21 protein-coding genes are annotated in these 19,952 nt (G+C 50.7%); 17 read left to right on the forward strand and 4 right to left on the reverse strand.

The window, feature by feature from the left end; translation table 11 throughout:
- Positions 1-5: 5 nt before the first annotated feature.
- The 12 genes from alr to ACNQKP_RS07765 all read left to right on the forward strand — a co-directional run bounded on the left by alr (position 6) and on the right by ACNQKP_RS07765 (position 10,838).
- Complete coding sequence (gene alr, locus ACNQKP_RS07710; protein WP_417863921.1) at positions 6-1,214, forward strand: alanine racemase; 1,209 nt, start codon at positions 6-8, stop codon at positions 1,212-1,214.
- 50 nt (positions 1,215-1,264) lie between these two features.
- A complete protein-coding gene (locus ACNQKP_RS07715) occupies positions 1,265-2,038 on the forward strand; it encodes an MlaE family ABC transporter permease (RefSeq protein WP_417863922.1) in 774 nt (257 codons plus the stop codon).
- A complete protein-coding gene (locus tag ACNQKP_RS07720) occupies positions 2,038-2,802 on the forward strand; it encodes an ABC transporter ATP-binding protein (protein ID WP_011165485.1) in 765 nt (254 codons plus the stop codon). Before ACNQKP_RS07715 ends, ACNQKP_RS07720 begins: the two co-directional genes overlap by 1 nt.
- On the forward strand, positions 2,799-4,175 hold the full coding sequence (locus tag ACNQKP_RS07725) for an MlaD family protein (RefSeq protein ID WP_011165484.1): 1,377 nt from the start codon (positions 2,799-2,801) through the stop codon (positions 4,173-4,175). Before ACNQKP_RS07720 ends, ACNQKP_RS07725 begins: the two co-directional genes overlap by 4 nt.
- Before the next feature lie 3 nt (positions 4,176-4,178).
- Entirely contained in the window at positions 4,179-5,951 is a 1,773-nt protein-coding gene (locus ACNQKP_RS07730) for a tetratricopeptide repeat protein (protein ID WP_417863924.1), read from the forward strand.
- Positions 5,951-6,607 carry a hypothetical protein gene (locus ACNQKP_RS07735; RefSeq protein WP_417863927.1) on the forward strand — a complete coding sequence of 219 codons (657 nt, stop codon included), beginning with the start codon at positions 5,951-5,953 and terminating at the stop codon, positions 6,605-6,607. Before ACNQKP_RS07730 ends, ACNQKP_RS07735 begins: the two co-directional genes overlap by 1 nt.
- Complete coding sequence (locus ACNQKP_RS07740; protein WP_417863928.1) at positions 6,607-7,569, forward strand: 3'-5' exoribonuclease YhaM family protein; 963 nt, start codon at positions 6,607-6,609, stop codon at positions 7,567-7,569. Before ACNQKP_RS07735 ends, ACNQKP_RS07740 begins: the two co-directional genes overlap by 1 nt.
- Positions 7,570-7,581: 12 nt before the next feature.
- A complete protein-coding gene (cysE, locus tag ACNQKP_RS07745; RefSeq protein ID WP_417863930.1) occupies positions 7,582-8,088 on the forward strand; it encodes a serine O-acetyltransferase in 507 nt (168 codons plus the stop codon).
- Between the two features lies 1 nt (position 8,089).
- Positions 8,090-8,515, forward strand: a complete 426-nt coding sequence (locus ACNQKP_RS07750) for a DUF962 domain-containing protein (protein WP_417863932.1) — start codon at positions 8,090-8,092, stop codon at positions 8,513-8,515.
- A 489-nt stretch (positions 8,516-9,004) separates the two neighbouring features.
- Complete coding sequence (gene rpsD, locus ACNQKP_RS07755) at positions 9,005-9,631, forward strand: 30S ribosomal protein S4 (RefSeq protein WP_374027527.1); 627 nt, start codon at positions 9,005-9,007, stop codon at positions 9,629-9,631.
- Positions 9,631-9,867, forward strand: a complete 237-nt coding sequence (locus ACNQKP_RS07760) for a hypothetical protein (RefSeq protein WP_015092134.1) — start codon at positions 9,631-9,633, stop codon at positions 9,865-9,867. The genes rpsD and ACNQKP_RS07760 overlap by 1 nt, the downstream gene beginning before the upstream one ends.
- A gap of 131 nt (positions 9,868-9,998) precedes the next feature.
- Entirely contained in the window at positions 9,999-10,838 is an 840-nt protein-coding gene (locus ACNQKP_RS07765) for a hypothetical protein (protein ID WP_417863934.1), read from the forward strand.
- Positions 10,839-10,899: 61 nt separating this feature from the next.
- Here ACNQKP_RS07765 and hrpB read toward each other — a convergent pair whose 3' ends face one another.
- From hrpB to ACNQKP_RS07780, 3 genes are read right to left on the reverse strand one after another with little or no spacing between them, the layout of a single operon-like run.
- On the reverse strand, positions 10,900-13,440 hold the full coding sequence (gene hrpB, locus ACNQKP_RS07770) for an ATP-dependent helicase HrpB (RefSeq protein ID WP_417863936.1): 2,541 nt from the start codon (positions 13,438-13,440) through the stop codon (positions 10,900-10,902).
- Between the two features lie 3 nt (positions 13,441-13,443).
- Positions 13,444-14,100, reverse strand: a complete 657-nt coding sequence (rsmI, locus tag ACNQKP_RS07775) for a 16S rRNA (cytidine(1402)-2'-O)-methyltransferase (RefSeq protein WP_417863938.1) — start codon at positions 14,098-14,100, stop codon at positions 13,444-13,446.
- Positions 14,100-14,828 carry an HAD family hydrolase gene (locus ACNQKP_RS07780; protein WP_417863940.1) on the reverse strand — a complete coding sequence of 243 codons (729 nt, stop codon included), beginning with the start codon at positions 14,826-14,828 and terminating at the stop codon, positions 14,100-14,102. Before ACNQKP_RS07780 ends, rsmI begins: the two co-directional genes overlap by 1 nt.
- A gap of 93 nt (positions 14,829-14,921) precedes the next feature.
- On the opposite strand from ACNQKP_RS07780, the gene phnD reads away from it, so the two are divergent.
- The 4 genes from phnD to ACNQKP_RS07800 are packed head-to-tail and all read left to right on the forward strand — an operon-like array spanning position 14,922 to position 18,006.
- A complete protein-coding gene (gene phnD, locus ACNQKP_RS07785; protein ID WP_417863941.1) occupies positions 14,922-15,815 on the forward strand; it encodes a phosphate/phosphite/phosphonate ABC transporter substrate-binding protein in 894 nt (297 codons plus the stop codon).
- Positions 15,812-16,597: a phosphonate ABC transporter ATP-binding protein gene (gene phnC, locus ACNQKP_RS07790; RefSeq protein WP_417863943.1), complete on the forward strand. Its 786-nt coding sequence runs from the start codon at positions 15,812-15,814 to the stop codon at positions 16,595-16,597. The genes phnD and phnC overlap by 4 nt, the downstream gene beginning before the upstream one ends.
- Positions 16,575-17,585 (forward strand): phosphonate ABC transporter, permease protein PhnE, encoded by a 1,011-nt coding sequence (gene phnE / locus ACNQKP_RS07795; protein WP_417863945.1) that lies wholly within the window; start codon positions 16,575-16,577, stop codon positions 17,583-17,585. The genes phnC and phnE overlap by 23 nt, the downstream gene beginning before the upstream one ends.
- Positions 17,586-17,601: 16 nt before the next feature.
- Positions 17,602-18,006 (forward strand): acyl-CoA thioesterase, encoded by a 405-nt coding sequence (locus ACNQKP_RS07800; protein WP_038448301.1) that lies wholly within the window; start codon positions 17,602-17,604, stop codon positions 18,004-18,006.
- On the opposite strand, the gene ACNQKP_RS07805 is transcribed toward ACNQKP_RS07800, so the two are convergent.
- Positions 18,003-18,920, reverse strand: a complete 918-nt coding sequence (locus tag ACNQKP_RS07805) for a chemotaxis protein CheX (protein WP_417863947.1) — start codon at positions 18,918-18,920, stop codon at positions 18,003-18,005. The two genes, ACNQKP_RS07800 and ACNQKP_RS07805, sit on opposite strands and share 4 nt — an antisense overlap.
- Before the next feature lie 223 nt (positions 18,921-19,143).
- On the opposite strand from ACNQKP_RS07805, the gene ACNQKP_RS07810 reads away from it, so the two are divergent.
- The gene (locus tag ACNQKP_RS07810; protein ID WP_048349779.1) at positions 19,144-19,935 is read left to right on the forward strand and encodes a GYF domain-containing protein; all 792 of its coding nucleotides are present in this window, start codon (positions 19,144-19,146) and stop codon (positions 19,933-19,935) included.
- Positions 19,936-19,952 lie beyond the last annotated feature (17 nt).

The following is a 19,952-nucleotide window of genomic DNA, read 5'->3' on the forward strand; positions in this document are numbered from 1 at the left end:
TAAGAATGGAAATGTACCGTCGCACGTTTGCGGAAATTAATCTGGATCATCTGAAGCACAATATCCAAGTGCTGCAGAAGGCCTTTCCGCAAGCCCCTTTTCTGTGTCCCATGGTCAAGGCCAATGCCTATGGTCACGGCGATGTACAGTTGGCGCGTTTCCTGGAAAGTCTGGGCATCAAACACCTGGGTGTATGTCTGATTGAAGAAGGTCTGCTGCTTCGTCGTTCCGGTGTGAATGCTGAAATTCTGGTCTTCCGCGGTTTTGATCGCGAAGGGGCAGAAAAAATCATCGAATACAACATGACACCGGTGGTGAGTTCCTGGGAGCAGATTGATCATCTGGAGGCCGTGGCCTCGGACCCAGTGGGGATTCACCTGAAGTTTGACACCGGCATGAATCGACTGGGATTCCGTCCTGAAGAAGCGCAAAAGCTTTTCGATCGTCTGTGGCAGAACAAGAAGATCCGATTGAAAGCCCTGGTGACTCATCTGTTTAACGGCGAAGATGCCACGGATTCTCAAGGTATCAGTGCCCGCCAGTTGCGTGATCTGAATCGGGTCAGCACGGTGTTTAAGCCTTTTAATATTTTCTGCCATGCTTTGAACTCGGCCGGGATCATGAGTGCCCTGCAGATGAAAGACGCGGGAAGCACGCCGGCGGATCATCCGCTGTTCATGCAAAACTGGGGTCTGCGCCCGGGGCTGATGATCTATGGTTACAATCCATTGGGTCAGAACAACTTCGGGGGCCTAAAACCGGTGATGAGTTTGAAATCTCATGTGGCCACCTACAGACAGCTTCACATAGGTGAAACTGTTTCTTACGGCGGCACCTGGACGGCCAAGCAGGATTCTGTCATTGCTGTGGTCCCCATTGGATATGCGGATGGTTACCATCGTATTTTATCCAACCAGTCCTCTGTGGTTTTTGCAGGCAAAAGAGTTCCCCTTGTCGGAAGCATCTGCATGGATTATCTGATGCTGGATGTGACGGAAGTGGTGCGCGGTAAAGATCTGAAAGACTTTAAGGATCAGGAAGTGACCTTGTTCGGATTTGCTTCCGATGGCAGTTTCCTGTCCCCGGAAGAGCTGGCGGTTCAGGCCAAAAGCATCACCTGGGAAATGCTGACAAGTGTGGGCGAGCGCGTGCCACGTATTTACTCCGGCCTGGATGTCGGATTTGTGTTTGAGGAAAGCAGAGGCCAACGATGACCCTGTCGCAAAAGCTTTATAAATTGATTTCCGGACTCGGAAGGTACTTTATGGGTACTATTTCGGATCTGGTTTCCTCGACGGGAAAAATCATCCTTTTCTTCAATGAAAGTGTGCGCCTGATTTTTGCCAAACCGTCGCGATTTGCTGAAATCATCCGACACATGGAGTTTATCGGAAACCAGTCCATCGGTATCATTTGTCTGACGGGTGGTTTCACGGGTCTTGCGCTGTCCCTGCAATTGTATCTGGGTTTTAAGCTGTTCAATGCCGTGAATATGGTGGGTCCGACGGTGGCGTTGGGTATCACTCGTGAATTGGGTCCGGTATTGACGGGTTTGATTGTGGCGGCCCGAGCAGGTGGTGCGATGGCAGCCCGCCTGGGCACCATGCGTGTGAACGAGCAGATCGATGCCCTGGATGTGATGGGTGTGAACACCAAGCAATATCTGGTGTCGCCGCGTCTGGTGGCGGCCTTTATCTGTATGCCACTTCTGGTGGCGGTTTTTGACTTTGTAGCCATGCTGGGAAGCTGGTTCCTGTGTGTGAAAATGGTTGGTTTGGATGAAGCGGTGTTCTGGCAAAAGATCGCCGACTTTATTGAAATCCGTCATATCAACGAGGGGCTTTTGAAGGGCATGGTCTTCGGTATTTACTTTGCGTTGATGTGCACCTACCGCGGATTTAACACCACGGGCGGAGCAAAAGGGGTGGGTGAAGCCACCAATCAGGGCGTCGTGCAAAGCATGGTCGGCATCATCATTCTGGATTACTTTGCAACCAACATGATCCGTCTGTTCTACAGTCTTGTGGGGATTACATAATGGCGAATGAATCAGCAATTTCACTTCGTGATGTGAAAAAGTCCTTTGATGGCGGGCATGAGTTCGTTTTGAAAGGTATCAACCTGGAGATTCCCAAAGGCAGTCTGACAGCGATCATCGGCTTTTCCGGAACCGGAAAAAGTGTGATGCTGAAGCATTTGCTGGGCTTGTTCAAACCCACCTCCGGGACCATTGAGGTGTTGGGGACGGATCTTTCAACGCTGAATCCGGATCAACTGACAAAGTTTCGCTGTAACTTCGGGGTGCTGTTTCAGTCCGCCGCTTTGTTTGACGATATGACGGTGTTGGAAAATGTCTGCTTTCCGTTGTTTGAACACCGACGTGAATTGAAGCCGGCCCAAGTCCTTCGTATAGCTGAAGAGAAGCTGCATCAAGTAGGTTTGGAGTCCAAACATTACCACAAGCTTCCGAGTCAAATCAGTGGTGGTATGCAGAAGAGAACGGGTCTGGCGCGAGCTCTCGCCCTAGATCCAGAAATTCTGATCTATGACGAGCCGACCACGGGTTTAGATCCCATTCTGACAGAAATGGTGGATAATTTGATCCTGAGTACCCATAAGTTAAAACAGGGTGTGACTTCTATCATGGTATCACATGATTTGTCCGCTGCGTTTAGGATTGCCGACCACATCGCGATGTTGGATAGTGGCCGGGTTTTGTTATTTGGTACTCCAGAGGACTTCTTCAACACGGACATCGAACTGGTGAAGAAGTTTGTGAATAAAGGAATGAAACATCAATGAATTGGCTTCGCGCTGCAGAATTTAAAGTCGGATTAATGGTGATTGTGGTGGGTTCACTCATCGCGGTCATGTCTATGCAGGTCAGCGACGATCCATCTTATCTTGGTCGTTCCAAAAAAGCCTGGTTCCTTCTTCCCAACGCTGGCGGTCTGGTTAAAAACTCCGCCGTTCGATCCGCCGGTATCCCGGTGGGTGTTATTAAGGATATCCGTCTGCAGGACGGCATGGCCCGCATCGATATTACTATTAAATCTGAAGTGCCGCTGACGACTTCCGCTTCTGTGGAAATCAAAGCCCAGGGTATTTTGGGTGACAAGCACATCGAAGTTTACCCGGGTTCACCGACCGATCCTCCGTTGGAAGATAATGCTCAGATCCTGTCTATTAAAGACGGGGCGGGCATGGAAAACCTGATGGCTCAGGTTTCTGATGTGGCAAGCTCCCTGAAAGAAGTGGCGAAGAATCTGAAAGAAGCGACTTCTGAGGATGGCACCCGTGCCCACGTTCTGGGCCGTATCGTTAAAAATATCGAGACACTGACCGGTGATCTGGCGCAGATGACGACCGAGAACAAGGATAAGATCGGCGATATCGTGGATGACATTCACGGCATCACCGCGAACCTTCAGGAAGTCATGAACGACAAAAGCGATTCCGGCCTGAAAGAGACCTGGAAGAAGCTTTCCAACACGGTCAAAAACCTGGATGACATCACCACCCGTATCAACAAGGGTGAAGGCGCCTTGGGTAAACTTATCAGCGACGAGCAGACTTCCGAAAACCTGACTTCGGCGATCGATGGTCTGGGTGGAATGCTTGATTCTGCGAACCGTATCCAAACAGCGTTTGAGTTCCGCGGGGAATACCTGAACGAAGTTGGCGCGACCAAGTCTTATATTGGTGTGCAGATCCAGCCGGGTCTGGATCGTTATTACTATATTGGTGTGGTGGATGACCCTGCCGGTGTGGTTGAAACGACCAAAACTGAAGTCACTGGCCCGGGCGCGGGTGATGTGGGACCAGGTTCCTATACTGAAAAGAAAACTTACAGCAACAAGATCAAGTTCACGGTTTTGTTTGCAAAGAACTTCTGGGATCTGACTCTTAAAGGGGGCCTGATCGAAAACAACGGTGGTTTCGGTATCGATTACTACTTCTTCCGTCGTAAGTTGAAGTTCACAGCTGAAGCCTTCCAGTTCAGCGAAACCAACGTGCGCAGCAGTCTGACGTATAACTTGTATCGCGGTATCTTTATTACTGGTGGTATCAACGATGCCTTCGATCAACAGGGTGCACGTTCCAGCTATCTGGGTGCGGGTTTGTTCCTGACGAACGACGATCTTAAACTTCTTCTAACCAAGGCACCTTTTTAACCTATGAGCGGTGACAACGTGATGAGCAGCACAGAAAAGAACTGGTTGGTTAAATCCTCCACAAGGATTCTGGGCCCATTCACTCTGGCAGAAGTCACCGAACAATTGCGTTCTAAACAGGTTTCCATCATTGATGAAGTTCGTCAGCCGGAAGGCCGCTGGAGCTACATCCGTGAAAATAAGCTGTTCATGGATATCGTCAAAAACATCCGTGAAGAGCAGGACTCCCACTCTGAACAGACCATGACCCAGTCCATTGCTCATCACACGATGACAAGGACTGATGTTTTGCCAGTGACCGATGACCTGACACCGACACCGGTGCCGCATCTGGATCTGACTCCGCCACCGATTCGCGACATCAAAGATGTGACTCCGGTGGTGCAGACTCCGGCCAACCGCACGGCGGTGGCTGCGACAGCGGCAAAAAGTTATGGCGCCACGGGCGATACCCGATTGCAGGGGAAAATCCGTGAAAAATCCAATCTTATGCGCTGGGGAATCCTGGCGGCGGCGGTGGCCGTGGCTGGTGTGGTCTTCGTCACACTTTCCCAGAAAGATAAAAACAAATCCCTGGGCTATGAAGAACTGATGAGCCAGGCTTTGCGTTACAAGTCCCTGGGCTTGTACGAAAGATCCCTGGAATCCTATCAGCGTGCTTCCAAACTGAAAGAACCTGATGCCGAAGCACAGGTGCAGATGGCCACTGTGCTGATTTCCGAGGACCGTCAAAGTCTGATGGGCCGTCGCATTCTGGAAAGAGCTCTGGTTCAGGAAAACCGCAGCCGCAGCGAAATCGTCGATGCCTATCTGGGGATCGCCGTGTCCTATATGATGGACGGGGATCTGAAGCAGGCTGAAGACACTTTGCAAAAAGCCATCGGGCATGAGCCGTTTAATATTTCTGCTCTTTTGAATCTGGCGATCATCCAGCTTAAAAAAGGTAACTACGGCGAAGCGATGCGCGACTTCGATGCCATCTATCGCAAAAATCCGGGTTCTGTGCTGGCGCTGTTTGGTAAAGCCATGGCGTCCGTGGAATACGCAAAAACCGTCAATGATCCCAACTTCCTGAATCAACTGGTGGGTGATATCAAGGCCAATATCCAAAAGACCGGATATCTTCGTCAGGAGCTTTTGTTGTTCCTGGTGTATGCACAAAGTCTGATGGGGGACGTGGACGGAGTGAACCGTGCCGTTGTGCAGTTCCTGGCAGAGATGCCGGGGCAGGCCCGCAACTATATCCATCCGTTGCAGGTGGAATGGCGTTTCACGCAGTGGGATTATCTGGAAAAGTACTGCGCAGAAGCCTTTAAAAAACAATCTCCGCATGCTGAATTGAAAGCCCTGCGCTCGGTCTGTTTGATGGAAGTCAATCGTGACTCGGATGCCTCCAAAGTTCTGCAAGAGGCTTTGGCTGAAGCTCCGAAAGATCCGTATGTTCTGGTGACTCAGGCCAGTTATCTTTCCAAAGTGGGCCGTCTGCCGGAAGCTTTGGGAATCCTGAAAATGCCGGAGCTGTCCCAGATTTCTGTGAAAAATCTATTGATGGGTGACATCTGCATTATCACGCAGGATGTGAATTGCGCCCAGACGGCTTATACTCATATCTATAGCACTGACAAACGAAGTGCTCCAACTTTGTACGGTTTGGCTTGGGTCATGGTGAAGAGCAACAACCGTCCTATGGCTTACGACTACGTACGCGCTGGTTTGCAGGCCGAGCCAAACTATCTGCCACTTCTGGAGTTGAGGGATCAACTGGAGTCTGAGTGATGAAACGTTCCGTCCAGGCCGCAAGCATCTGGATGTTTCTTTTGCTGGGTGCCTGTACCAAGGAGCCCGGTTACCACGTGTCTGAATACCAGGAAATCAAGTTCGAGGATGTTCCTGAAGAAGTCAAAATTCCCACCAAAGCCTGGGACCTATTAGAGTTCAAGCCTGCAGCCGACGCCCATGGGGTTGCTCTGGGTAAAAACCTGATCTTTTCTGAATTGACGGTTTATCTGGTTGAAAAGAACGCCGGTGTGGTTGAAGGCGAAGCCATCAAGATCCAGCTGCCGCGCGGTGGGGGCACGATTGATCTTTCGCGTTTTATCACCGATCGCCGTGGCACTTTCTATGTCGGCTTTGAGTTCCCGGAATTTACCGATGCCACCGGTAAGAGGGTTTTGTTCTTAAGCAAGGCGCGTAAGCGTCGGCTTGGCAGCGAGATCTTCGGGGCCGGCTGCAATCAGTACTTTGATATCACCGATGAATTCTTCAAAAAAATGAAGGCCGAAGGACTGAAGGTCAACAGCACGCAAGACAGATACTTGAGTGTGCTGGGGGGAAGCTTCCTGTTCGCGGCGGAAAAAGGGGCGGATGTACATCTGGCCCAGGTTCGCTTCACCAACTCTCAACAGCCCCAATTCTTCTGCGAGGAGCGCTGATGGAAAAACAAACTGTCCAAAGTCTTCAGGATAAAAGCAATGTCGACGCTCTTTTCCTGGTGAAGGAAAAGAATGTTTCCGTTGGTAAAAACGGCCGTCCTTTTATGGGGCTGCAGTTGGGTGATGCTACGGGCACTATCGACGCTCGTCTGTGGGACCGCGTGGATGAGCTGGCCCGTGAATTTGAAATCGGCGACATTCTAAGAGTGAAAGGTCTGGTTCAGATCTTTCAGCATCGCAAGCAGCTGATCGTGCATCGATTGGAACGCGTTGAGGCCTCAATGGTGGATATGGCGGATTTTATTCCGGCCACAGCCCGCAATGCTGAAGACATGATGGCTGAACTGACCCAGTTGGTGCGTTCAATGAAAAACGATTATCTGCGCCAGTTGGTGACGGACACCTTGGAAGATCCCGAGATCCGCCCGATGGTCCTTCGTGCGCCGGCGGCTAAAAGCATTCACCACGCGTGGATGGGTGGATTGCTGGAGCATATTCTTTCCATCTGTAAAATCATGGATTTTATGGGTACGCATTATCCATTCCTGAATCGCGATTTACTTTTGTTCGGTGCGATTTTCCACGACATCGGCAAGGTGTGGGAGCTGTCGTATGACAATGGAATTTCCTACACGGATCGTGGTCGTCTGATTGGGCACATGCAGATCGCGTGTGAGCTGATAGACAAGAAGTCCTCACGTATCCTGGGTTTTTCCGAAGAACTGCGTGACATCTGCAAGCACATTATCTTAAGTCATCATGGCAAACTGGAATACGGATCGCCCAAGCGTCCGAAATTCCTGGAGGCGATGGTGGTGGCCATGGTGGATGATTTCGACAGCAAGGTCGCTACCGTGAAGACCCTGATGGATAATGAGCGCGGTTCCGGTGAAAAGTGGTCCCGCTATAGCGAACTGTTTGATCGCTATTTCCTGCTCGATGATATGAACGAGAAATACTAGAAAAGAAGCACGATGATTAGCGGCATTTTGGAATTCCTGCGAACTTATAAGAACTACGACCCGGCGGCAAAATCCCTGTGGGAGATTGCTTTGCTTTATCCGGGCCCGAAGGCCGTGGCTTTGCATCGAATTGCTCATGAACTTTATAGTGTGAAATTGTTCTTCCTGGCCCGTTTGGTGGCTGAGATTTCCCGTTGGCTGACCGGAATTGAAATTCATCCCGGCGCCACATTGGGAAAACGTCTGGTGATTGATCATGGTTTTGGTGTGGTGATTGGTGAGACTGCGGTGATCGGTGATGACTGCATCATCTTCCACGGTGTGACTTTGGGGGGACTGAAGTTTGATCCGGTGAAACGGCACCCAACGGTTGGCAACAAAGTGCTGATCGGAACAGGCGCCAAGATCCTGGGGCCGATCACCATTGGTGATGGTGCTCTTGTCGGCGCAAACGCTGTTGTGATCCGTGAGGTGCCTGCAGGTGCCACGGTGGTTGGACCTGTGGCGACGGTGAAGTGATATGAAGTCGCTGGAGCATTGGTTCGCTGAATACAGTGAAAGTCACCAGCATCCCGTCAACCAGCGCCTGCACAAGATATGTGTGCCTCTGATTTTCTTTTCTATCGTGGGAATGCTTCTGCAAATCCCGGTTGAGCTGGGGCCGATTAAGCTGGGTGAGTTGCTGATTGCAGTGGCTTTGGGCTGGTACATGACTCTGGGGCCCCGGGTTTTCCTGGTAATGTTGGGCCAATTGGTTCTGAGTTATGCTTTGGTTTACGTACTAAGTCTGTGGGTGTCACCGATCTGGCCGTTGGTCCTGATCTTCGTTTCTGCATGGGCGGGACAGTTTTATGGACACCACCTTGAAGGGAAAAAGCCATCTTTTTTCAAAGACTTACAGTATCTTCTGATCGGGCCCTTGTGGGTGGTCCGTGGTCTGTTTTGAGCTCCAAGATATTCTCATCCGGTTTTCATGACTCAAGCTTCATATTAAATGGTTCGCTTGCCGCCGTGCGTTTCTGAGATACTAAGGGTGATCTTAATCTAGGCGAAAGGAGTTCGGCTATGAAGCAGACAGAACAAATCCAGACGGTGCCAACTTCGACTCCGCACCAGGAAAGCAACGGTACTGTTGCTCCGGTACGTAAGAGAAGAAGTCGCAGACGACTGAGCGGTTGGTAAGCCCAACCGCCACAGCCGGTGAACAAGGCCCATCCGAATAAGCGGCTGAACCTTTTTGACCGGCTTTTTTTAAGCTCCCATTTCGGGGGCTTTTTTTTTCATTTTCAGTTGGTACTTCAGTTCGTTTTCAATCTCATCTTCTTTTCAATCCGCTTTCCTCACGTTTTCATTCATGCTTGTTTTCAACGAAATGCTGTTCTTTCACTCAGGGTGCTTTTAAATCGTCTGACGACATTGAAGGATGAAATAATCTATGAACAGACAAGGTAAAACGCCACGTTTTAAAAGACAGAGAAGACTTTTGACCGAACTTCCCGGTATGGGGAAGGCGGGCGCTCTTGAAAGACGCCCATATCCTCCAGGTCAGCACGGCTTGCAACGCCGAAAGTACTCTGAATTCGCTTTGCAACTTGAGGAAAAACAAAAGCTGAGATTCCACTATGGTCTGCGCGAGGAGCAGTTCCGTCGTTTGATCAATAAAGCCAAAAAATCCAAAGCCACCAACTGGGTTGAAGCTTTGGTGAACTTGCTGGAAAAACGCCTGGACAACGTGGTATTCCGCCTGGGCTTCGCCAGCAGCATTCCTGCGGCAAGACAGTTGGTTTCTCACGGTAAAGTTCTTGTGAACGGCAAGAAAGTGAACATCGGTTCGCAAATCATCAAAGTGGGCGACAAGATCGCTTTGAAAGATGAAGCTTACCAAAATCAGGTTTACATGGCTGCGAAACAAGCTCCACGTCTGCCTTTGCCATCATTCATGGCTAAAGAAGATGTTGCGGGTAAAGAGCAAGGCCGTTTGACTGATGAACCAAATCTTGAAGCGGTTCCGTTCGCGTTCGAGCCGGGTTTGGTCATCGGTTACTACTCAATGAGGGGCTAATGAAAACGACTAAATTCATCGAAGCAGAGCAAATTGCTTTCGAAGAAGTAGCTGAAAACTGGGTCTCCGTAAAATTCGGGGATGAGAAGTTCGTGATCGACGTGGACACTCTGTTCGATCTGTCCTTCCGCTGTGCTTCTTTCCTGGCGCAAGTTGAAGCCAAGGAAGAAGAGCAGGCTGAAATGCAAGGCACCTGTGCCTGTGAGGGCATTCCTGCAGAAGCTAAAGTTCACTAAGTAAAGGGCCTCGAAAGAGGCCTTTTTTTTTGCCCAAAATCCAAGCCATCCAGGCTCCGATGGCATCGCCATTGCTCCCATCAATATTAGAATCGTTTTAGATGGTTCAGAGTTCCTATATTGGAGGCCGCATGCCCCTGTTTCGCCCATTTTTGTCCCTTGTCCTGGGGTTGGTCACCTGTCTTTCTGTGGCTCAGGCTCAAGCCCGTCCTCAAAGTGCTCTGGATGTCATGACCTTTGAGGATCAGTTCACCTGTAACGACAAGTTTCCGCATCATTCTTTCTGCGAGGCTGTGGATTTTAAACCCTGGACAGAGGCTGAAAAACGAATCGTCGGGGAGTACCTGGCCAACATCAATGATCCGCGCCTGTCTTATCTGCTGGAAGTGATCAAAACCAAGGGCATCACAAAAATCCACCGCGTGGGGTACGGTGCCACCTGGTACAACAATATTTCCAAACGTCGCGCCGAGTTCGTACGCAGCAGGGACAAGGCTTTGTTGTGGGTGAATCCGGTCACCAACGTGATTGGTTTTTCAGACTCGTTTTTTACCGGCACATCTTTCATGGACCCTCATGCGAAAGTGGATCGCAAGCAGATCAATGTCTTTCATGAGCTGGTGCATGTCTTTGATGTGGCTCTGGGGCATATCTCAACCTCGCAGGAATTCTATGACAGCGTCGGCTGGCATTGGGACGGCAAGAACCATGTGATTGGTGGCGTGGACTATCATCAGTCGCAGTTGGACTTTAAAAATATTCTGGCATTGGTTGGAAACAAACAAAGTGCTCTGGCTTATGCTCAAGACCGCGAGCTGGGAATTCAGTATGGATTTCCTACTGTGTATTCCATGACAAATACGCACGAATCCTTTGCCGAAATCATCTCTTATTACATCTTCGATCCCACAGCGAAGGACTATCTTTCGCCCAAGATTCAAGCTTACGTGAAGACCATACTTCAAGAGTGATGCATAGCTTATGCAAAACTGGGGTGGGCCCTCCTGTGGAGGGTGCCCCAGCAGGTACCTTTTAGTGGCGGCGGCGGCCTTTGGCTTCGGGGATTCCGTCGGCCGGGTCTTCGGGCCATTGGTGCTTCGGATACTTGATACGCAGTTCTTTGCGCACTTCCGGGTAACCATTCTTCCAGAAACTTTCCAGATTTGAAGTCACCTGCACTGGACGAAAATTTGGTCCCAGCAAATGCAGGGTGATCGGAATCGTCTGTTTGTAGACCTTCGGTGTCTGCATCAGGCCGAAGACTTCCTGAATGCGCACTTCCAGATACGGTGGTTTGTCGGAAGGATAAATCACACGGATCTTGCTGCCGCTGGGAACTTCAATACGGTCGGGGATTTCCCGGCGCAGGGTGTTTGCGGTTTCCGGTGGCAGAACACTTTCAAAGAAGAAACAAAGATCTTTTTCCATCACCGCCTGCATTTTGCTTTCGCCCATGCAGGCTTGCGTGAAGGCTTCGACCTTCAGCTTTTCGATATCAAGATTCAGATCCTCTTGCTGTTGCAGGAACTGCAGGCGTTCCCACCAGTGTGACAGGGCTTCGTTGGTTTTTAAAACCAGATCAAATTTGTCGGCCAGAATCTGCGGCAGCTTTTCAGAAACTTCGGTTGCGGAGGCGGGGCTCAGTGAAGGTTCTTCCAGGGGCAGACCGTACAGGGATCGGTATTCGCGGGTGAAGAACTGACCTTTTTCTTCGACAAAGGACACATCGCGGGTTTTCACAATGTCATTGCGGAAAAGATCCAAGACAAAATCTTTTTCAGCACCGCAGGCAAGGCTGACCATGGTTTCCGCGTCGGAACTGCCTTCTACGCCATTCAGAGCGGCAAAGAATTCAGAATTTTTCACCAGAGTTTCATTTTGCAGCTTCACACCGCGACCGCCGACCATCAGGGCGCGTTCGGTCTTTCCGCGTCGGCGGCACAGGCGATCAGCATAAGCCGTCAGCAGGATTTTCTTCGTCAGTGCCAGCTGCTGGTCTTTCTTAAGAGCTGCTGTCGGGGTGTCCGAGGACTTTTGCAGACGCTTCGCCAGTTCCTGAATCTGGCGAGCCGCCTGATCCACAGTTTGCAAAGAGAAATAGGCACTGCCTGCAGGGGCCTTTTTGTTTTGGCGGAACTGATGCAAAACCTCCAGGCGCGCACTCAGGTCGCATTCCAGATTGTCACCCAGGAAGGAAGCGACGGATTCACGTCTGAGGATGTCACGCTCTTGCAGCAAGGCGGCCATCTCTGACGCCAATTCAATGGCGCCCAGATCCATTCCCACCAGCATCAGCTTTGCCAGACGCACGGGCAGTGGGAAGTGCAGGATCTTGCGACCCAAAGCTGTGATTTTGTTGTTGTCGTCCACGGCGCCGGAAATGCGCAGGTATCGAAGGGCGTTTTCAATGGCCACTTTCTGAGGTTTTTCAAACCAGCTGAAAGAATCAAAATCAGTGACACCTTGAGCACTTAAGAACAACAAACTTTCTGTCAGGTCCACGCGCTGGATTTCAGCCACTTCGCTTTTACCGAAGGACAGCTCATCCATTTTATTCCACATGCGATATGCGACACCCGGGAATTGACGGGCGGCCCGGCCGGAACGCTGAATGGCGCTGGACAGACTGATACGTCCCAGCTCCAGGCGGGAAAACCCGGTGCGGTGATCCTGCTTCATGTTTTTGGCAAGGCCGGAATCGATAACCGTGTTTACGCCGTCAATGGTGACCGAGGATTCCGCAATATTGGTGGAAAGGATCACCCGTTGCTGTGAGGTCTTTTTCAAGGCGCGTCGCTGGTCTTCCAGATTCAAGGACCCATGCAGCGGGACCAGCTCGATGTTTTTGCTGTCAGCCCAGCTTTGCAAAGCATCTTTGGCGCGGTCAATTTCGCCCACGCCCGGCAAGAACACCAGAATGTCGTGACGGGTTTGCAGTTGGGCATCTTTCACAGTTTGCGCGACGGCATCAAAGAACTGCGGAAAGGTTTGCAGTTGCTGAGATCCCTTTTGATAGCGCACGTCCAGCTCAAACAATTTTCCCGGCACACTGACAATCGGGCAGTCGCCCAGATAGCTGGCGATTTTTTCGGCTTCCAGGGTCGCGGACATCACCAGTATTTTGATATCACGGCCCAGCTCCTGCAATTCACGCAAAAGTCCCAAAGCCAGATCCACGTGCATGGAGCGTTCATGGAATTCATCCAGAATCACCAGTTCGACTTCGGATAGTTCCGGGTCGTCGATCATCTGGCGCGCCAGCAGTGCTTCGGTCATAAAAACCAAACGCGTCTTATTCGAAGTTTTATTGGCAAAGCGAACTTGATAGCCGATCTCTTCACCGACCTGCCAGCCTTGTTCTTCGGCGATCCGGTGGGCAGCAGCGATGGCTGCCATACGGCGCGGTTCCAGCACGATGACTTTTTTGGAAGTTACCTGCAGCAGGGCCGGAGGCAGACGGGTGGTCTTACCGGCACCCGGCGCTGCCGTGATGACAAGATTCTGGCCATTTTTCAGAAGGCTCTGAATCTCGGGGACGAAACTGTCAATGGGAAGCAGCAGTTCCTGACTCATCAATCAGACCGGATACACCAGCAGCATGAATTCTGCCTTGTCGGCTTTCAGGCCGCCGATCAGTTTGTCGATTGAGCCCTCCAGAACGATCTCTTCTTCCTGGGACAGATTCATGGTCAGCAGGAAGCGACGTTGAGCAAAATGCTCTTTCATGTCGTTCAGGGTTTTTTTCAGGCGGTAAGGAGTGTCCATCAGAATGATGGCGCGCTTTTCTTTGGTCAGATCTTTTAAAGCACGCGCACGAGCTTCGTTTTCAGCCGGCAAGAAGCCGCGAAACACGAACTCATCAATGCGCTGACCGCTTAAAGACAGCAATCCCATCAGGGCGGAGGCGCCCAACACGGATTTTACCGGTACGTTTTTCTGGCGGCACAGGCGCACCAGATCCGCACCCGGATCGCAGAACCCTGGCGTTCCACAGTCAGAAACCAGAGCCACGGTCTTTTCCGCACACAGCGGAACCAGCGCGGCTTTGTCTTCAGGGGTGGAATGCTCATCCAGAACTTCGTAGGACTTACCCGTAATGCCATGGGCACGCAGAAGCTTTGACGCTTCTTTCGTGCTTTCGCAAATCACCACGTCGCAGTTTTTCAGGATTTCAAGGGCGCGCAGGGAAATTTCACTGACATCGCCAATGGGGGTGGCCACCACGTAAAGCATCAGGACTCCTTCTGATTCAGCAGAAAATTCATGATACGCGGAAGATTTTCAGGCGGCTCCGCCTTTCCGGCATGAGTGCTTTCAAAGAAGATCATCTGTACTTTGGGACAGTGCTGGGCCAGCAGATGCAGATTCACCGGTTCATTTTCAAAGAAGTAAATCGCCTCGTAACTTTTTCTTTCCGCATCCAGGAACCAGTCAGTCTTGAACTTGGCATCATCCATACTGCGGTGAGGTTTCAAAACCAGTTCAGCTGTTTTGTTCAGCGGGAAGCCCCACTGAGCGATCACTTCGCCCGAGCTTCCCCCCATGCGTTCCACATCCCGGCCGGTCAGATACACAACATGGGCGCCGGCATCTGAAACTGCATTCACAAATTCCACGGCACCTTCATAAGGGGCATCAAACTGCAGATAGTGATTCGAGAAAAAACTTTTCTGCCAGTAGGCTTTCACAGCCTCCTGGAACTCAGGATGGTGACCGTCCAGTCCGGCACGGGTCAGGGCACCAACGATGCCCCAGTCAGTTCTGAGGGTCTTGATGTTCTTTAGCAACGCCACTTGTTCAGGGAATTTCTTTTGATTCAATGGCGAGGCCGCGAAATCCAGAAGGATTCTTTCAAGGCGGGGGCTGACATCAAATAAAGTGGAGTCGAGGTCGAAGACTGCAAGGCTGGTTTTGCCCTGTTTTGTGAGGTCCTGAATATTAACAAGAATCTGTTCCAGCATAGGGGCCATCTAGCCATACAAGTCCAGTGAAATCAAAGACTTTTCTTGCCCGTGCTTGGGGGTTTTCTATAATGATTTTGGGAGGCAAACAGCATGAAGAAACTTCTTCTTGGCATGGTTCTGTGTGGACCTGTTGTATTGGGTGGATGTCATCTGAAGAAAGATGTTTTGGGGACGGTCGAAAACCCGATCAAGTTTCATTTGGTCCCTGCCGTTGATGCCAAAGTTCTGACCGACAATTCGCAGATTCTGAAGGATTATCTGGAAAAGAACACACCTTATAAATTTCAAATCACCATCCCTCAGAACTTTGTGGCGGTGGTGGAATCTTTCGGCACCAAGAGGGCGGATGTCGCAGCTATCAACACCTATGGATATTATCTGGCGCACAAGCAGTACGGTGTCGAGGCTCGGCTGACAGTCATTCGTTATGGGTCAGCGACTTACCAGTCACAGTTTCTGGCCCGGGCGGATGGAAAAATCAAAACACTGAAAGACCTGCAGGGAAAGAAAGTGGCTTTTGTGGATCCTGCGTCGACCTCGGGTTATCTGCTGCCGTTGAAAACACTGAAGGACCGCAAGATCGAACCCAAAGAAACCGTCTTTGCGATGAAGCATGATTCAGTTGTGACCATGATCTATCAGGGGCAGGTGGATGCCGGTGCGACTTATTACAGCCCTCCACAAAATGGGCAGCTTGAAGACGCCCGCCGTCTGGTGAAAACCCAGTATCCTGATGTCGAACAAAAAGTGAAGATCATCGAATTATCCGAACCCATCCCGAATGATCCGATCGTCTTCCGCAAAGACATGCCGGAAGAAATGAAAGAAAAGATTGTCGACACGCTTTTGCAATTTGCCGCCACTCCTGAAGGGCAAAAGTCCCTGGACTTGATGTTGGGGGCAACCAATTTGAAAAAATCCACCGACAGTGATTATGACAGCGTTCGCGAGATGCTGTCGACGCTGGCCCCGGAAGGGAAGTGATCGTGAGCGAGGCCCTGTTGCGCGTTGAAAACCTGTCCAAAACCTATCCCAACGGGGTGCAGGCGCTGAAAAATATCAATCTGGAAGTTCACCCCGGGGAATTTCTGGTGGTGATCGGTCTGAGTGGGTCCGGCAAGTCCACGTTGTTGCGATGTCTGAACCGTCTGCAGGAACCGACTTCCGGGAGCATCTATTTTTCCGGGCAGGAAATTGGGCAGCTGCAAGATGCCGCGAAGGTTCGCAGTGTGCGCAGCAAGATGGCGATGATCTTTCAGCACTTCAATTTGATCCCACGTCAAAGTGTTTTGAAGAACGTTCTGATGGGCCGACTGGCGGCAAAATCCACCTGGCAAAGTCTGTGGGGGGTGTTTTCCGGGGCCGAACGACTGGAGGCGAAAGAAAACTTGCGTCTGGTGGGTATCGCCGAAAAAGCCTCGCTGCGCGCGGATCAGTTGTCGGGCGGGCAAAAACAGCGCGTGGCCATTGCCAGAGCATTAATGCAAAAGCCGATATTGCTTTTGGCGGATGAGCCTGTGTCTTCCCTGGATCCGGCGACTTGCCATGTGGTCATGGACTATTTGCGCAAGATCAATCGGGAAATGGGTATCACCGTGATCGCCAATCTGCATTTTTTGTCTTTGGTAAGAAAGTACGCCACCCGGGTGGTGGCTCTCAAAGACGGCGAGATCGTCTTCCGCGGAAAGCCTGAAGAAATCACCGAAGAATGGTTCCGTCGTATTTACGGGGAAGGAGCACAGGATGTTGCGCCGAACGATATTTGACGGCATCGTCTTTGGGTTTTTGCTGTGCCTTCTGGCGGCAGCTTTGTTTGTTACTTCCGAAGAGCAGCTTTTGCAGTTGGGCCTGATTTCGGCCTTGGCGTTGTTGTTCTTTGTTGTCGGGTGTGGAATCAGTCTGGCGCTTTCATCGCATAAAATCGTCACGCTGGGCGCAAGCTTGTTCGGATCTCATCAAGGTGTTGAAGACGATCGCCCCTGGTATCGTACGTTCTGGTGCTGGCAGTTGCTGGTATCACTGTTAGCCACGCTGACGGTGGCCGTGATCAAGACTGAATTTTCGTTTGTAGAACTTTTTGATCAGAATGGTTTTGCGGGTGCAGTGCGATTGTTCAAGGGCTTGTTGGACCCGAACTGGGATGTTTTGCCCCGAGCGGTGTTGAATATCATTGAAACCATCTTTATGGCGTTTCTGGCTACCACGCTGGCGATTCCGGTGGCTTTTTTGCTCAGCTTTGTCTGCGCCAAAAATATCATGCAGGGGCCCTGGGCGCGCGTGGTTTATTTTGTCATGCGAACTTTCCTGAATGTCACTCGCTCTATCGAAGCTTTGATCTGGGCGATTATATTTTCAGTGTGGGTGGGGATTGGTCCCTTTGCCGGCATGCTGGCATTGATGATTCATTCGATTGCTTCACTGGCCAAACAATATTCCGAGATGGTTGAGTCTGTTGAAGAAGGCCCGATTGAAGCTATTGAATCCACGGGGGCCAATAAACTGCAAACGATTTGGTATGCGATTGTTCCTCAGGTGCTTTTGCCTTATATTTCATTTACGGTCTATCGTTGGGACATCAACGTGCGCATGGCGACAATCATCGGTCTGGTCGGTGGGGGCGGTATCGGCACGATGCTGGTGCAGTACCAGGGGCAGGCGATGTGGCGGGAAGTGGGCTGTATCATTGTCGTGATTGCAGTGGTGGTATGGGCCCTGGATCAGGCATCAGCCTATGTTCGTGAAGCATTGAAATAGTCTTAAGGAGCTTTTCATGTCTGTTTTGAATAATTATAAGGTCACTATTAAAGAGCACCATGTGGATTCTTTGGGTCATATGAACAATGCCACTTATCTGGCATTGTTTGAAGAAGCCCGCTGGGAAGCGATCACCAGTCGCGGTTACGGCTTTAAAGACATTCAAAAAATAAAGCAGGGCCCGGTGATTCTGGAAGTGAATCTGAAATTCCAGCGCGAGGTTTTGCTGCGTGAAACGATCACGATCACTTTGGAGATGCTGGGTTACAAAGGCAAGATCGCCCAGATGAAACAGCAGATGATCAAGGACGATGGCAGTGTTGCCAGCGAAGCGGTCTTTACGTTTGGTCTGTTTGATATGAAAGAAAGAAAACTGATCGAGCCCACTCCGGAATGGAAGCGGGCGATTGGAATGGACTAAGCGGCTTTGGCCAATGGCAGGGCGACGACGGTGATGTAGAACTTTCCTTTTTCAGTGGAAAAAGGAATCATCATCCCGGCGGAGCCTTGAGCGCACGGCACATTTTGGCCACTGCCTAAAAGAACTTTCGGCACGGTCATTTGCACGCCATAGGAGCTGATTTCCGCCTTGGCGTTACCAAAGATAATGTTATTGATCTCTCCGACGGCATCCTGATTGTCTTTGTTCAATTCAGTTTGTTCTTCCATCAGCATCGAAGACACAACTTCCAGGAAGCTGCCTTTATCAAATGAAATGCACAGATGCCCTTGGAAGGCCTGGGACTTGATCTCCACAACCGAGGAAACTTCCCCCATCATTGGATCGTGTGGGGACTTGGGGCCGGCTTTTTCCATTTTCACAGAAGGGCAGCCAAACTGGCCCAGTACATGAGTGGTGGCCTTGATGACGGCATTGATCACACGCACATCCACGGCATACTTTGAGGCCGCTGCTGCTGTCGCCGGTTCTTTGGCGCCCGTACCGTGGTGTTGGGCATTCAGAACAGAGATCATTGCGCTGATCAGCTCATTCGGAGAAACCGGTTTTTTAAAGAACTTCGAAGACTGCAGGCTTTCCGGCAGCTCCGATGAGTCTCGTTGTGAGATCACGATCAGCTCAGCATCCTGGGTGTTCTTATAAGTATGGATACCATAAACGAAACCACCGTCCATCAGGCGCGGCACTTCGGTATCAATCAGCACGACGTCGAATTTTTGGTTTTCGGACTTGATCGCAGCTTCGGCGCCATCCTTTGCACGGACCACCACCGGGGAAAACCCCGAGTTTTCAAGCTGCTTCAGCAGTGGTTCTTTCACCAGTTGCTCAAGCTCACAGTTGTTGTCCACGATCAGGATGTTTTTTCGTGTTTTCATTTCTTTCTTCTGTATGAATACCATAAACTCTATTCGGTTTAAGATGCGGATTTCTTAACTGGCAGTAATCTTGTCGGGTAACTGTGAGGAAGCCTTTAACTCTATTTATTGTCGAGAACTTCGACGAAAATTCCCAAACAAATTACCAACAAATTGTCTAATTTCCTACAGTTAAGTCATCTTCTGTTTGTGCCGAATAGTGCGGAACAGGAGTATCGAGAGCATGGGAAAACAGTATTATCTTTCGAACAATGGGACTCATATCGGGCCGTTCAATCTTGAGACAGTTTTAAAAAAGATCGAAAGCCAAGAGAACCAGTGGACGGATTACATCTATGACGAAGCGCTGGGTGAGTGGCTGATGCTACTGGAGCATCCGGAGTTTTCTGCAAAACTGGCTCAAAAGCCCGCGACTCGACCTTCGGCGTCTCCGGCGTCCTTGCTGAGCAAGCTCGCTCTGAAAGACAAAGAATGGTTTATCTTGAAAGAGGGCAATAACTACGGCCCGTTCTGCCAACTGGAGTTGATCCAGATGCTGCAGGAAAAAGCGTTGTACGAGTACGACTACATCTGGCACTCGAAACTTCCTTCCTGGAAAAGAGTGGCCGAAGTAGAAGACTTCTCTGCAGAAAGCATCCGTGTGATGAAAGACTCCAAGGAAGCTGACGTGGCTGAGATCTTCTTCCGCCGTCGTCATGTGCGCGCCTCTTATGGTGCGTCTTTGATTGTTCATAACAACAAAACAGTTTTCCGCGGTCAGGCTCTGGAAATCAGTGCCGGCGGGGCGGGTGTCCTGATCGACACTCCGAATCTGCAACCGGGGCAAAGTCTGTTCCTGCATTTCCAGCCGGGCGACGGTGTTCCGCCATTCAATGCGGTCTGCCAGATCGTCAGCAAACAATACGTGAAGGACAGCGGCACGGCGGTTGAGCCGGTGAAGTATGGCGTGAAGTTTACGACTCTGAGCCAGTCCGCCCGTGAATCGATCAAGAATTTCACAACGAAGGCTGCATAAAAGCAGCCTTTGAGAGG

The organism is Bdellovibrio bacteriovorus, assembly GCF_048286975.1.
GTDB classification, from domain to species: Bacteria; Bdellovibrionota; Bdellovibrionia; order Bdellovibrionales; family Bdellovibrionaceae; genus Bdellovibrio; species Bdellovibrio bacteriovorus_H.